Source organism: Bradyrhizobium oligotrophicum S58 (assembly GCF_000344805.1).
Lineage (GTDB): Bacteria > Pseudomonadota > Alphaproteobacteria > Rhizobiales > Xanthobacteraceae > Bradyrhizobium > Bradyrhizobium oligotrophicum.
Window position 1 is genome coordinate 4,046,606 of sequence record NC_020453.1, and the last position, 12,880, is coordinate 4,059,485.

Sequence of the window (12,880 nt, forward strand, 5' to 3'; positions counted from 1 at the left end):
GCCGGCGTTACGCTTCACCCCCGCCCGCGATACGGCGCCACGCCCTGGTCCGGCACCCACAGGCCCTTCGGCAGCTTGCCGGTCTGCCAGAACACGTCGATCGGGATGCCGCCGCGGGGATACCAGTAGCCGCCGATGCGGAGCCATTTCGGCTTGAGCTCGGCGGCGAGGCGCTTGCCGATGGCGACGGTGCAGTCCTCGTGGAAGGCGCCGTGGTTGCGGAAGCTCGCCAGGTAGAGCTTGAGCGACTTGGATTCGACCAGCCACGGGCCGGGCGCATAGTCGATCACGAGATGGGCGAAGTCCGGCTGGCCCGTCACCGGACACAGCGACGTGAACTCCGGCACCGTGAAGCGGGCCAGGTAATCGGTGTCCTTCTGCGGATTGGGCACGCGGTCGAGCCGGGCGGCTTCGGGGCTCTCGGGCCACGCCACCTCGCGGCCCAGTTGCAGGCCTGCTGATGTCTCGGATTTGCCGGGTCTTTTCGCCATGTCTCGGGTCGCGGATGGGAGGAGGCGCCCTCTTACCCAATCGGGGCGCCGGCGTCATCCGCTTCCTGATCTGGCCGCGACTTGATGGCAAGGCGGCCTGATTTAGTGCGACAGCAAGGCTCAATTTCGGCGCGACTCGGCCTTTTCGGCCTCCCGTCCCTGCGGTAGAAGCGGCGCAGCAACGCCCACCCGGAAAAGCCCGTAAGAGGACCTCATGACCGCCATCGTCGACATCATCGGCCGCGAAATCCTGGACAGCCGCGGCAATCCCACGGTCGAGGTCGACGTCGTGCTGGAGGACGGCTCGGTCGGCCGTGCCGCCGTGCCGTCCGGCGCCTCCACCGGCGCCCATGAGGCGGTCGAGCTGCGCGACGGCGACAAGCACCGCTATCTCGGCAAGGGCGTGCTGAAGGCGGTCGAGGCGATCAATGACGAGATCTACGAAGCCTTGAGCGACATGTCGGTGCAGGACCAGGTCCAGATCGACCAGATCCTGATCGAGCTCGACGGCACCGAGAACAAGAGCCGGATCGGCGCCAACGCCATCCTCGGCGTGTCGCTCGCCTGCGCCAAGGCCGCCGCCATCTCCTACGACATGCCGCTGTATCGCTATGTCGGCGGCACCTCGGCGCGCACTTTGCCGGTGCCGATGATGAACATCGTCAATGGCGGCGTCCACGCCGACAACCCGATCGACTTCCAGGAATTCATGATCATGCCGGTGGGCGCGCCGAGCTTTGCGGAAGCGCTGCGCTGCGGCTCGGAGATCTTCCACACGCTGAAGGCAGAACTGAAGAAGGCCGGGCACAACACCAATGTCGGCGATGAAGGCGGATTCGCGCCGAACCTGCCGTCGGCGGATGCCGCGCTCGACTTCGTCATGAGCGCGATCGGCAAGGCCGGCTACACCGCAGGCGAGGACGTGATGCTGGCGCTCGACTGCGCCGCCACCGAGTTCTTCAAGGACGGCAAGTATGTCTACGAGGGCGAGAACAAGTCGCGCTCGCGCTCGGAGCAGGCCAAGTATCTCGCCGACCTCGCCGCGCGCTATCCGATCTGCTCGATCGAGGACGGCATGTCGGAGGACGACATGGACGGCTGGAAGGAGCTGACCGACCTGATCGGCCACAAGTGCCAGCTCGTCGGCGACGACCTGTTCGTCACCAATGTCGATCGTCTGGCCGACGGCATCCGGAACGGCCGCGCCAACTCGATCCTGATCAAGGTCAACCAGATCGGCACGCTGACCGAGACGCTCGCCGCGGTCGAGATGGCCTACAAGGCGGGTTACACTGCCGTGATGTCGCACCGCTCCGGCGAGACTGAAGACTCGACGATCGCCGATCTTGCGGTCGCGACCAATTGCGGACAGATCAAGACCGGCTCGCTGGCGCGCGCCGACCGCACCGCCAAGTACAACCAGCTGCTGCGTATCGAGCAGGAGCTCGACGCGCAGGCCAGATATGCCGGCAGGGCGGCGCTGAAGGCGCTGGCCTGATCCTGAGATAAACAAAAAAAGAGGGGAGGCACGCATGGGTGTCGAGACAGGCCTGCAATTGCGGACGCTGATCAAGCGCAGCGGTGAGCTCGAGCTCTCGCTGGTCGACGTGCCGACCCCTGAGCCCGGGCCGGACGAGGTTGTCGTCCGCATCGAGGCGGCGCCGATCAATCCGTCGGATCTCGGCCTCCTCGTCGGCGCCGCTGATCTGTCCACCATGCAGGCGTCCGGCACCAAGGACCGGCCGGTGATCACGGCCAAGGTGCCGGAAGCAGGCATGCGGGCGATGGCCGCCCGCGTGGACGAGTCGATGCCGATCGGCAACGAGGGCGCCGGCGTCGTGGTCAAGACCGGGTCGTCGGACGCCGCCAAGGCGCTGATGGGGCGGACGGTCGCGGCGATCGGCGGTGCGATGTACAGCCAGTATCGCTGCCTCAAGGTCTCCGAGTGCCTGCCGTTGCCGGCGGGCACGACGCCGGCCGAGGGCGCCTCCTGCTTCGTCAATCCGCTGACCTCGCTCGGCATGACCGAGACGATGCGGCGCGAAGGCCATACCGCGCTGGTGCATACCGCGGCGGCGTCGAACCTCGGGCAGATGCTCAACAAGATCTGCCTCAAGGACGGCATTGCGCTCGTCAACATCGTGCGCAGTGCAGCCCAGGCGGAGATCCTGCGCGGCCTCGGCGCCAAATACGTGGTGGATTCGACCTCGCCGACCTTCATGGACGACCTGATCGCGGCGCTGGTCGAGACCGGCGCCACCATCGCCTTCGACGCGATCGGCGGTGGCAAGCTCGCCGGCCAGATCCTGAACGCGATGGAAGCCGCGATCAACAAGTCCGGCAAGCATCCCTACAGCCGCTACGGCTCCAACGTGCACAAGCAGGTCTACATCTACGGCGGCCTGGACACGCGCCCGACCGAGATCACCCGCGGCTTCGGCATGACCTGGAGCGTCGGCGGCTGGCTGCTGTTTCCGTTCCTGATGAAGATCGGCAAGGCGGATACCGAGCGGCTGCGCCAGCGCGTCGTCGACGAGCTCAAGACCACCTTCGCCAGCCACTACACCAAGGTGGTCTCGCTGACCGAGGCACTCGATCCGGCCAACCTCGCCGCGTACGCCAAACGGGCCACCGGCGAAAAATTCCTCATCGACCCCAACAAAGATAAGTGACCTAACGTCGCTCCCCGGACGTTGCGGTCAGGCTTGCGTTTGGCCTGCGGCCGGAGAAAATCCGCCCGTTTTGGTTCGGGGGGCGGTGTTGGCCGCTGATAGTTTGAGGAGAGCTCTGTCATGACCCAATTGGATCGGCGTCGATTTCTGGCTGGTGCGGCCCTCGCGGGGGCTGCCGGCACCTTGCCCTCGCTGGCCGGCGGCGAAGCACGCGCGGCGGTTGCACCCGCTGGTGCGCAGGCGCCCGGCTTCTACCGCTACAAGGTCGGCGACTACGAATGCACCTCGATCAATGACGGCGCGCGCACCTTCCCGATGCCGGACAAGTTCGTCGTCAACACGGCCAAGGACGATGCGCTCGCAGCCGCGGAAAGCGCCTACATGCCGAAGGGCATGATCACGATCCCCTTCAATCCGCAGCTGATCAACACCGGCTCGAAGCTGATCCTGATCGATGCCGGCAATGGCGTCGCCAACCTCGAGCCGAGCAAGGGCGCGGTCGGCCGCACCTTGCAGAACCTCGCGGCCGCCGGCGTCGACCCGAAGAGCATCGACATCGTCGTGCTTTCGCACATGCATGGCGACCACATCAACGGCATCAAGCTCGCCGACGGCTCGCTGGCGTTCCCGAACGCGGAGATCAAGGTGCCCGCCAAGGAATGGGAGTTCTGGGCGAGCGACGACAACGCCGCCAAGGCCGCATCGGAGCTGATGAAGGGCAACTTCGCGAACTTCAAGAAGGTGTTCGGCGGACTCGAGAGCAAGGTCACGCAATATGAGTGGGACAAGGAGGTCGCGCCGGGGATCACCGCGCTCGGCACGCCCGGTCACACGCCGGGTCATACGTCCTTCGCCGTCGCCTCCGGCAACGCCAAGGTCCTGATCCAGGCCGACGTCACCAACGTCCCCGAGCTGTTCCTGCGCAACCCGGATTGGCACGTGATGTTCGACACCGACGCCGAGATGGCGCAGGCGACGCGGCATAAATTCTACGACATGGCAGCGGCCGAGAAGGCCAAGGTGATCGGCTTCCACTTCTCGTTCCCGTCGATCGGCTATGTCGAGAAGGACGGCGCCAAGTACCGGCTGATCCCGGCGCCGTGGAATCCGGTGATCTAGGGATTTTCCGTCATTGCGAGCGAAGCGAAGCAATCCAGGGCTCGGTCGGGACTCTGGATTGCTTCGTCGCTTCGCTCCTCGCAATGACGGAGAGAGTTTTTCCCAGCGGGTCGCCTCCGGGCGGCCTGCTTGTTTTTTTGCATATGCGAAATGTCGGGCTTTCCGCCGCTCCCGCGAACGCCTATGTCGAGCATCTCCAGGATTCCGCAGGGCCTTGCATGTCGACCGATCTCCCTCCCTCCAGCGCTGATCTCTCCAACTGGCGCACCGCGCCGTTCAGCCGCTGGGCCTTCCATAACATCCGCGCGATCCTGCCGGTCGCCGACATCGAGAGCGCGCCGGGCAGCGCCTGGGCGCTGCCGGCAAGTCCGGACTCATTCGATGATTTCAGACTGCGGCTGCCCAAGGGCGGCACGCTCGATCTCGACGGCTTCCTGAAGGCGACAGCGACCGACGGGCTGCTGATCCTGCACGATGGCCGCATCGTGTTCGAATTCTATGATGGCGGCACCGACCGCGACACGCCGCACATCCTGATGTCCGCGACCAAGTCGATCACGGGCCTGATGGTGGGCATCCTGGCCGGCCGCGGTGAGCTCGATGTCGACGCCGAGGTCACGCGCTACGTGCCGGAAGTGGCGGCTACGGCCTATCAGGGTGCCACGATCCGGCAGCTCCTGGACATGCGTGCCGGCGTCGTGCTCGACGGTAGCGGCTTGCAGGCCTATGCCGATGCCAGCGGCTGGGAGCCGGTCGCACCCGGCACGACACCGAACCTGCACGGCTTCTACGAGACCATGCGCGCGCAGGCCACGCCGCATGGCGGCCCGTTCAGCTACGTCTCCGCGAATACCGATCTGCTCGGCTGGGTCATCGAGCGCGCCACCGGCCGCAGCTTCGCCAGCCTCGTCGGCACCTTGCTGTGGAAGCCGATGGGGGCGAGCGGCGAGACCTTCATCACGGTGGATCGCAGGGGCGCCCCGCGCTGCACCGGCGGCTTTTGCACCACCCTGCGGGATTTCGCCCGTCTGGGCCAGCTCGTGCTCTCAGGCGGCCGGCGCGGCTCGCAAACGATCATCCCCGAGGGCTGGCTCGACGACGTCAGGCACAATGGCGATGCGCAGGCGTGGCGCGACGGCCAATGGCGCGACAGTTTTGCCGCCATCAGCCGGAACATGCACTATCGCAGCGGCTGGTACGTCATTGACGACGCGCCGCAGCTGATGTTCGCGATGGGCATTCACGGCCAGAACCTGTTCGTCGATGCCGCCAACGGCATCGTGATCGCCAAGGTCTCGTCCTGGGCGCAGCCGGTCGACGGGCAATCGATCTGGCTTACGCATCAGGCGGTCGCCGAATTTGCCCGCTGCCTCAAAGCCACGGCTTGAGCTCGCCCGGAACATTGGAGCGTTTCTCGCGATGAAACGCTGAGTTTCGCGAGACGCTGTTTTCATGCACTTGCATGGTCTTGCCCATGTGTCTTAAGTGCCCCCTCACGTTCCCTTGCAAAGGATGCCCGCATGCCCGCCCCGTATTCCATCGTCGCCCTCGTCGGCAGTCTCCGCAAGGAGAGCTTCACCCTGAAGATCGCCAATGCACTCGCCAAGCTCGCGCCCGCGAGCCTGAGGATCGACGTCACCATGCTGAATGGCCTGTCGTTCTTCAACCAGGATCTCGAAGCCAATCCGCCGGCCGACTGGCTGGCGCTGCGCGACAAGCTGAAGGCCTCGAACGGCGTCCTCGTTCTGACGCCCGAATACAACCGCTCGATTCCCGGCGTGCTGAAGAACGCGATCGACGTCGCCTCGCGCCCGTATGGGCACAGTTCGTTCCTGGGCAAGCCGGTCGGCATCATTTCCAATTCGCCGAGCCCGCTCGGTGGCGTCGCCGCCGCCAAGCATCTGCAGAACATCATGCCGGGCATCTCCGGCCCGATCATGGGCCAGCCGGAGATCTATCTGAACCACGTCAGCGACGCATTCGGCGACAACGGTGAGCTGGTCAAGGACTCGCTCAAGGCCGTGCTGCAGCAATATCTCGAGGCCTTCGCGGTCTTCGTGGCCAAGCAGAACGGCTGAGATCGTCCGCCGCCCCGCGCGCGGAAATCGGGCGGGGCCAGATGTTTGCACAGCAGGGCAGGGCGTTGACGCGCCTTGCCCGATCGGTTTCAAGACGACGCCGGTCACCCGCGCAACGACGCGCGATCCAAGGACACATGATGGCCCATTCATTCACGTCAGCCAGCTCGCCGAAGCCGGGGCCGAACCAGCCGGATCTGGACTCCGAGGCGATCTGGCAGGCGCGGATCGATCTCGCCGCCTGCTTCCGGATGGCCGCGCGTCACGGGCTCGAGGAGGGCATCTGCAACCACTTCTCGGCCATGGTGCCCGGTTACGACGACCTCTTCATCGTCAATCCCTATGGCTACGCCTTTCGCGAGCTGACCGCGTCGCATCTCCTGGTGTGTGATTTCGACGGCAACGTCATTGCCGGCGACGGCCGCCCGGAGGCGACCGCGTTCTACATCCACGCCCGCATCCACAAGGCGCTGCCGCGCGCCAAGGTCGCGTTCCATACCCACATGCCCTATGCGACGGCGCTGTCCATGACCGAAGGCGACCCGCTGATCTTCGCCGGGCAGACCGCGCTGAAATTCTATGGCCGTACGGCCGTCGACGAAAACTACAATGGCCTGGCGCTGGACGAGCGGGAAGGCGATCGGATCGCCGGGGCGATCGGTGACGCCGACATCATCTTCATGAAACATCACGGCGTGATGGTTCTGGCGCCGACGATCGCCGAGGCCTGGGACGATCTGTATTATCTCGAGCGCGCCTGCCAGGTGCAGTGCCTGGCGCTGTCGACCAGCCGCAAGGTCGTCGCGGTTGAGCCGGCAATCGCGCAAGCCGCCGCTCGCCAGATGCGGGAGGGCGATGCGGAATCGGCTCGGTTGCACCTCGAGGCCGTCAAGCGCATGCTCGACTTGGAGGAGCCGATCTACCGGAGCTGAGGACTGATTGCCTGGAGACTGGTTCGATGCCGACATTGGATCTCTCTGCCGAACACCGTGCAGCGCTGGATCGCCCGGTCTGGTCGGCCTTGACCAGCGGGCACCGGGCGCTTGCAGAGGGCGCCGCGCATGCCCGTCGTTATCCGGCGGCGATTGCGCCATTTGCCGCCATGTCGGACGACAGCGACGCCGCGTGGTCGGAGCTCGCCGACCTCGCCAAGAAGGACGTGGTTGCGATCGTGACTCCCGCTCCTCCGGTCGACCTGCACGGCCTCGATGCCCGCTTCAGCGCCAGCGTCCGCCAGATGGTTGCGGTCGAGGCGGTGGACCCCGTTGGGGATGCCGTGATCGAGATGCTCGACCAGCGCGACATTCCGGCGATGCTGGAGCTGACCGCGCTGACCAAGCCGGGCCCGTTCCTGGCCAGGACCCATGAGCTCGGGCGCTACATCGGCATCCGCGACGGCCAGCGCCTGGCCGCCATGGCCGGGGAGCGCATGCGCCTCGACGGTTTCACGGAAATCAGCGCGGTCTGCGTCCATCCGGACTATCGCGGCCGCGGCTATGCCCAACGGCTCATCACCGACCTGATGACAGCCATCAGGGGCAGGGGCGAGACGCCGTTTCTCCACGTCATCGACGACAATCATGCGGCGATCGCGCTTTACGAGCGCCTCGGTTTCATGTCGCGAACCACCTTGTGTTTCACGGTGCTTCGTCCCTCCGATCGCTAGCCTCAGGTCATGGGAGCGTCGGAAGGAAGCCGCGCCGCGCAGGCTTAGCGAATCCTTAACCAAGCCGTCCCATCTTCCCGCCCATGGTCTCCCGCGCGCGGCTCAAATCCTTCCTGACGGGGCTCGCCCTCTACACGATGGCGGCGGCCATCATCGGCTATTTCGGCGTCAACGCCTACACCGGCCGCTACGGCCTGAATGCGCGCCAGGAGCTCGACCAGGAGATCATCGCGCTGACCTCCGAACTCGCCCGTCTCAAGCAGGAGCGGACGGAGGGCGAGAAGCGGGTGTCGCTGCTGCGCTCCGATCGGGTCGACCCGGACATGCTGGACGAGCGTGCGCGCTTCCAGCTCGGCTATGCCAACCCGCACGATTTGATCCGGATCAACCGGCCGCAGTGACCTGGCGACGTCGCGGCGGATAGCCCGACGTTGCACAGTTTTTGACGGGCGGGCGCGTCAAATTTCAAAAATCCTCGATATCGATGTTGAATATTTCGCGCTTCGTTGCAGTGCGGCAAAGCAATGCCGCGGCGGAAGAGGCGCGATGTCACGCAGTCCTTTTACGTCCCTTGGAGTTGAGCTAGAGAGAACTACTTTTTCTCTCATCCGGAATTGCCATGGCCGCACCCAAGAAGACCGCCGCAAAGGAACACGGGCAGGACAGAGACAGCGGCCCGCCGCCGGAATTCACCAGAGAACAGGAATTGGCTGCGCTGCGCGACATGCTGCTGATCCGTCGCTTTGAGGAGAAGGCGGGTCAGCTTTATGGCATGGGTGCGATCGGCGGCTTCTGCCATCTCTATATCGGCCAGGAGGCCGTGGTCGTCGGCATGCAGATGGCGCTCAAGCCGGGCGATCAGGTCATCACCGGCTATCGCGATCACGGCCACATGCTGGCGACCGGCATGGACGCCAAGGGCGTCATGGCCGAGCTGACGGGACGCCGCGGCGGCTACTCCAAGGGCAAGGGCGGCTCCATGCACATGTTCAGCATGGAGAAGAACTTCTTCGGCGGCCACGGCATCGTCGGCGCGCAGGTGTCGCTCGGCACGGGCCTCGCGCTCGCCAACCGCTATCGCGGCAACGACTCGGTCAGCATCGCCTATTTCGGCGACGGCGCGGCCAATCAGGGCCAGGTCTATGAGAGCTTCAACATGGCGGAGCTCTGGAAGCTGCCGGTGATCTACGTCATCGAGAACAACCGCTATGCGATGGGCACGGCGGTGTCGCGCGCCTCGGCGCAGACCGACTTCTCCAAGCGCGGCATCTCATTCAACATCCCGGGCGAGCAGGTCGACGGCATGGACGTCCGCGCCGTGAAGGCCGCCGGCGAGAAGGCGGTCGCCTGGTGCCGCGAGGGCAAGGGGCCCTACATTCTCGAGATGCAGACCTACCGCTATCGCGGTCACTCGATGTCGGACCCGGCCAAGTACCGCACCCGCGAGGAGGTCGAGAAGGTCCGTCACGACCAGGATCCGATCGAGCAGGTGCGCAACCGCCTGCTGGCCGCCAAGGTCAGCGAGCAGGATCTCAAGACGATCGATGCCGACGTGCGCAAGATCGTCAACGAGGCCGCCGATTTCGCCCAGGCCGATCCCGAGCCGGATGTCGCCGAGCTCTATACCGACGTCTACCGCTGAAGCGCGCGCAAGCTGTTTTCTCTGGAGCTGATATGCCTATTCAAGTTTTGATGCCTGCGCTGTCGCCCACGATGGAGAAGGGCAACCTCGCCAAATGGCTGAAGAAGGAAGGCGAGACGATCAAGTCCGGCGACGTGATCGCCGAGATCGAGACCGACAAGGCCACCATGGAAGTCGAGGCGACCGATGAGGGCACCCTCGGCAAGATCCTGATCCCCGAAGGCACCGCCGACGTCGCGGTCAACACGCCGATCGCGACCATTCTCGCCGACGGCGAGAGCGCCGCTGACCTTGGCAAGGCCGCGGCACCTGCCGCCGAGATGAAGGCCGCGCAGTCGGCGCCGCCGGCCGAGCCTGCCGCCGCGATGCCGGCCTCGCCGGCGCCAACCGGCGTCGCCGCGCCGCAGAGCGTGGCCGAGCCTGATCCTGAAGTGCCGGCCGGCACCGAGATGGTGACGCAGACCATCCGCGAGGCGCTGCGCGACGCCATGGCCGAGGAGATGCGCCGCGACGGCGACGTCTTCATCATGGGCGAGGAAGTCGCTGAATATCAGGGCGCCTACAAGGTGACCCAGGGCCTGCTGCAGGAGTTCGGTGCGCGCCGCGTCATGGACACGCCGATCACCGAGCATGGCTTCGCCGGCATCGGCGTTGGTGCTGCGATGGCCGGCCTCAAGCCGATCGTCGAATTCATGACCTTCAACTTCGCCATGCAGGCGATCGACCAGATCATCAACTCCGCGGCCAAGACCTTGTACATGTCCGGTGGCCAGATGGGCTGCTCGATCGTGTTCCGTGGTCCCAATGGCGCTGCCGCGCGTGTCGCCGCGCAGCATAGCCAGGACTATTCGTCCTGGTACTCGCACGTGCCGGGTCTGAAGGTGGTCGCGCCGTATTCTGCGGCCGATGCCAAGGGCCTGCTGAAGGCTGCGATCCGCGATCCGAATCCGGTGATCTTCCTCGAGAACGAGGTGCTCTACGGTCACTCCGGCGAGGTGCCGAAGCTCGACGACTACGTGATTCCGATCGGCAAGGCGCGCATCGCCCGATCAGGCAAGGACGTCACCATCATCTCCTGGTCGAACGGCATGACCTACGCGCTCAAGGCCGCCGACGAACTTGCCAAGGAGGGCATCGAGGCCGAGGTGATCGACCTGCGCACGCTGCGTCCGATGGACACCGAGACCATCATTGCGTCGGTCAAGAAGACCAGCCGCGCGGTCACGGTGGAAGAGGGCTGGGCGCAGAGCGGCGTCGGCGCCGAGATCGCCGCGCGCATCATGGAGCACGCCTTCGACTATCTCGATGCGCCGGTCGCGCGCGTCTCCGGCAAGGACGTGCCGATGCCCTACGCGGCGAACCTCGAGAAGCTCGCGCTGCCGTCGGTTGCGGAGGTCGTGCAGGCCGCCAAGTCCGTCTGCTACCGCTAAGACGCCGGGGAATCCGAGATGGCAGGACCCAAGGAGCAGCCGCTGCCGCCCGACGTGATCGGCCGCGAGGACGCCACCGAAGTGTTGCGCGCCTTCGTGCTCGATGGCGGGCTCTCGATCGCCTTCCAGCGCGCGTTCGAGGAGCCTGACGTGTGGGGGCTGCTCCTGGTCGACGTCGCCCGCCATGCTGCGCGCGCCTATGCGCGCGAGAGCGACTATTCCGAAGACGAAGCGCTGCAGCGTATCGTCGAGATGTTCGAAGCCGAGCTGGCTCGGCCGACCGATACGGGCACCACCAGCCCCAGGTCGAAACAAGGTCACTGATCATGCCGATCAACATTCTGATGCCCGCGCTGTCGCCGACGATGGAGAAGGGTAACCTTGCTCGTTGGCTCAAAAAGGAAGGCGACCAGGTCAAGTCCGGCGAGGTCATCGCCGAGATCGAGACCGACAAGGCCACGATGGAAGTCGAGGCGGTCGACGAGGGCACGCTCGCCAAGATCCTGGTGCCCGAAGGCACGCAGGACGTCCCGGTCAACGACGTGATCGCGGTGCTTGCGGGTGAGGGCGAGGACGTCAAGGCCGCCGGCAGCGCGCCCGCTGCACCGGCTCCCAAGCCCGAGGCCAAGCCCACGGCGTCGGCCGCTCCCGCTGCGGCAGCTGCACCGGCCGCGGCACCCGCGCCGAAGCCGGCCGCAGCTGCGGCTGCACCGGTGCCCGCCGCTGCTCCGCAGCTGAACGGCCAGACCCGCGTGTTCTCGTCACCGCTGGCGCGCCGTCTCGCGAGGGATGCCGGCATCGATCTCGGCCGCATCACGGGCACTGGTCCGCATGGCCGCGTCATCGCGCGCGACGTCGACGAGGCGAAGTCGGGCAAGGGCCTCAAGGCCGCGCCGTCGGCTGCTCCCGCTGCCGGCGCCCCCGCAGTGGCGCCCTCGATGTCCGACAAGCAGATCCTGGCGCTGTTCGAGCCCGGCTCCTACGACATCATCCCGCATGATGGCATGCGCCGCACCATCGCGCAGCGCCTGACCGCGGCGACGCAGACCGTCCCGCACTTCTACCTGACGATCGACTGCGACATCGGTAAGCTGCTTGCCGCCCGCGAGGAGATCAATGCGGCCGCTCCAAAGGACAAGGAGAAGAAGCCGCTCTACAAGCTCTCGGTCAACGACTTCGTCATCAAGGCGATGGCAGTGGCGCTGCAGCGGATCCCGAACTGCAACGTCAGCTGGACCGAAGGCGGCATGGTCAAGCACAAGCATTCCGACGTCGGCGTCGCGGTCGCCATGCCGGGCGGCCTGATCACGCCCATCATCCGCAAGGCCGAGACCAAGACGCTGTCGGCGATCTCGGGCGAGATGAAGGATTTTGCCGCGCGCGCCCGCTCGCGCAAGCTGAAGCCGGAGGAGTATCAGGGCGGCACCACGGCGGTGTCGAACCTCGGCATGTACGGCATCACGCACTTCACGGCGGTGATCAATCCGCCGCATGCGACGATCCTCGCGGTCGGCACCTCGGAGGAACGCCCCGTGGTGCGCAACGGCAAGATCGAGATCGCGAGCATGATGAGCGTGACCCTGTCGTGCGATCATCGCGCGATCGACGGCGCGCTCGGCGCCGAGCTGATCGGCGCCTTCAAGCAGCTGATCGAGAACCCCGTGATGATGATGGTGTGAGCCACGCAGCAACCGCATCCGTCGTCATTGCGAGCGCAGCGAAGCAATCCAGAGTCCCGCCGGAACCCTGGATTGCTTCGTCGCTGACGCTCCTCGCAATGAC

The 12,880-nt window shown here is 65.7% G+C and carries 13 protein-coding genes; 12 read left to right on the plus strand and 1 reads right to left on the minus strand.

Going from position 1 to position 12,880, the window contains the following annotated elements; all coding sequences use genetic code 11:
* Nucleotides 1-14: 14 nt before the first annotated feature.
* A complete protein-coding gene (queF, locus tag S58_RS17330) occupies nt 15-491 on the minus strand; it encodes a preQ(1) synthase (RefSeq protein ID WP_015666646.1) in 477 nt (158 codons plus the stop codon).
* A gap of 214 nt (nt 492-705) precedes the next feature.
* On the opposite strand from queF, the gene eno reads away from it, so the two are divergent.
* From eno to S58_RS17390, 12 genes are all read left to right on the plus strand, one after another.
* Nucleotides 706-1,989: a phosphopyruvate hydratase gene (gene eno, locus S58_RS17335; RefSeq protein WP_015666647.1), complete on the plus strand. Its 1,284-nt coding sequence runs from the start codon at nt 706-708 to the stop codon at nt 1,987-1,989.
* Nucleotides 1,990-2,023: 34 nt separating this feature from the next.
* A complete protein-coding gene (locus S58_RS17340; protein WP_015666648.1) occupies nt 2,024-3,163 on the plus strand; it encodes a zinc-binding dehydrogenase in 1,140 nt (379 codons plus the stop codon).
* 120 nt (nt 3,164-3,283) lie between these two features.
* Entirely contained in the window at nt 3,284-4,282 is a 999-nt protein-coding gene (locus tag S58_RS17345) for an MBL fold metallo-hydrolase (protein WP_015666649.1), read from the plus strand.
* A 218-nt stretch (nt 4,283-4,500) separates the two neighbouring features.
* Nucleotides 4,501-5,670 (plus strand): serine hydrolase domain-containing protein, encoded by a 1,170-nt coding sequence (locus S58_RS17350; RefSeq protein WP_015666650.1) that lies wholly within the window; start codon nt 4,501-4,503, stop codon nt 5,668-5,670.
* Nucleotides 5,671-5,802: 132 nt separating this feature from the next.
* On the plus strand, nt 5,803-6,360 hold the full coding sequence (locus S58_RS17355; RefSeq protein WP_015666651.1) for an NADPH-dependent FMN reductase: 558 nt from the start codon (nt 5,803-5,805) through the stop codon (nt 6,358-6,360).
* Nucleotides 6,361-6,500: 140 nt separating this feature from the next.
* On the plus strand, nt 6,501-7,292 hold the full coding sequence (locus tag S58_RS17360) for an aldolase (protein WP_015666652.1): 792 nt from the start codon (nt 6,501-6,503) through the stop codon (nt 7,290-7,292).
* A 26-nt stretch (nt 7,293-7,318) separates the two neighbouring features.
* Entirely contained in the window at nt 7,319-8,026 is a 708-nt protein-coding gene (locus tag S58_RS17365) for a GNAT family N-acetyltransferase (RefSeq protein WP_015666653.1), read from the plus strand.
* A gap of 83 nt (nt 8,027-8,109) precedes the next feature.
* Nucleotides 8,110-8,427: an FtsB family cell division protein gene (locus S58_RS17370; RefSeq protein WP_015666654.1), complete on the plus strand. Its 318-nt coding sequence runs from the start codon at nt 8,110-8,112 to the stop codon at nt 8,425-8,427.
* A 218-nt stretch (nt 8,428-8,645) separates the two neighbouring features.
* Nucleotides 8,646-9,668, plus strand: coding sequence for a pyruvate dehydrogenase (acetyl-transferring) E1 component subunit alpha (gene pdhA / locus S58_RS17375; RefSeq protein WP_015666655.1), 1,023 nt, complete (start codon nt 8,646-8,648; stop codon nt 9,666-9,668).
* A 32-nt stretch (nt 9,669-9,700) separates the two neighbouring features.
* Nucleotides 9,701-11,098, plus strand: coding sequence for a pyruvate dehydrogenase complex E1 component subunit beta (locus S58_RS17380; RefSeq protein ID WP_015666656.1), 1,398 nt, complete (start codon nt 9,701-9,703; stop codon nt 11,096-11,098).
* Nucleotides 11,099-11,116: 18 nt separating this feature from the next.
* Nucleotides 11,117-11,422 carry a DUF5076 domain-containing protein gene (locus S58_RS17385; RefSeq protein WP_015666657.1) on the plus strand — a complete coding sequence of 102 codons (306 nt, stop codon included), beginning with the start codon at nt 11,117-11,119 and terminating at the stop codon, nt 11,420-11,422.
* A gap of 2 nt (nt 11,423-11,424) precedes the next feature.
* The gene (locus S58_RS17390; RefSeq protein WP_015666658.1) at nt 11,425-12,777 is read left to right on the plus strand and encodes a pyruvate dehydrogenase complex dihydrolipoamide acetyltransferase; all 1,353 of its coding nucleotides are present in this window, start codon (nt 11,425-11,427) and stop codon (nt 12,775-12,777) included.
* Nucleotides 12,778-12,880 lie beyond the last annotated feature (103 nt).

What these genes read in the sequence shown, in the direction of transcription:
- S58_RS17350 (WP_015666650.1), top strand. Translation starts at nt 4,501, where the DNA reads ATGTCGACCGATCTCCCTCCCTCCAGCGCTGATCTCTCCAACTGGCGC.
- S58_RS17365 (WP_015666653.1), top strand. Translation starts at nt 7,319, where the DNA reads ATGCCGACATTGGATCTCTCTGCCGAACACCGTGCAGCGCTGGATCGC.
- S58_RS17390 (WP_015666658.1), top strand. Translation starts at nt 11,425, where the DNA reads ATGCCGATCAACATTCTGATGCCCGCGCTGTCGCCGACGATGGAGAAG.
- S58_RS17385 (WP_015666657.1), top strand. Translation starts at nt 11,117, where the DNA reads ATGGCAGGACCCAAGGAGCAGCCGCTGCCGCCCGACGTGATCGGCCGC.
- eno (WP_015666647.1), top strand. Translation starts at nt 706, where the DNA reads ATGACCGCCATCGTCGACATCATCGGCCGCGAAATCCTGGACAGCCGC.
- queF (WP_015666646.1), bottom strand. Translation starts at nt 491, where the DNA reads ATGGCGAAAAGACCCGGCAAATCCGAGACATCAGCAGGCCTGCAACTG.
- S58_RS17345 (WP_015666649.1), top strand. Translation starts at nt 3,284, where the DNA reads ATGACCCAATTGGATCGGCGTCGATTTCTGGCTGGTGCGGCCCTCGCG.
- S58_RS17380 (WP_015666656.1), top strand. Translation starts at nt 9,701, where the DNA reads ATGCCTATTCAAGTTTTGATGCCTGCGCTGTCGCCCACGATGGAGAAG.
- pdhA (WP_015666655.1), top strand. Translation starts at nt 8,646, where the DNA reads ATGGCCGCACCCAAGAAGACCGCCGCAAAGGAACACGGGCAGGACAGA.
- S58_RS17340 (WP_015666648.1), top strand. Translation starts at nt 2,024, where the DNA reads ATGGGTGTCGAGACAGGCCTGCAATTGCGGACGCTGATCAAGCGCAGC.
- S58_RS17360 (WP_015666652.1), top strand. Translation starts at nt 6,501, where the DNA reads ATGGCCCATTCATTCACGTCAGCCAGCTCGCCGAAGCCGGGGCCGAAC.
- S58_RS17355 (WP_015666651.1), top strand. Translation starts at nt 5,803, where the DNA reads ATGCCCGCCCCGTATTCCATCGTCGCCCTCGTCGGCAGTCTCCGCAAG.
- S58_RS17370 (WP_015666654.1), top strand. Translation starts at nt 8,110, where the DNA reads ATGGTCTCCCGCGCGCGGCTCAAATCCTTCCTGACGGGGCTCGCCCTC.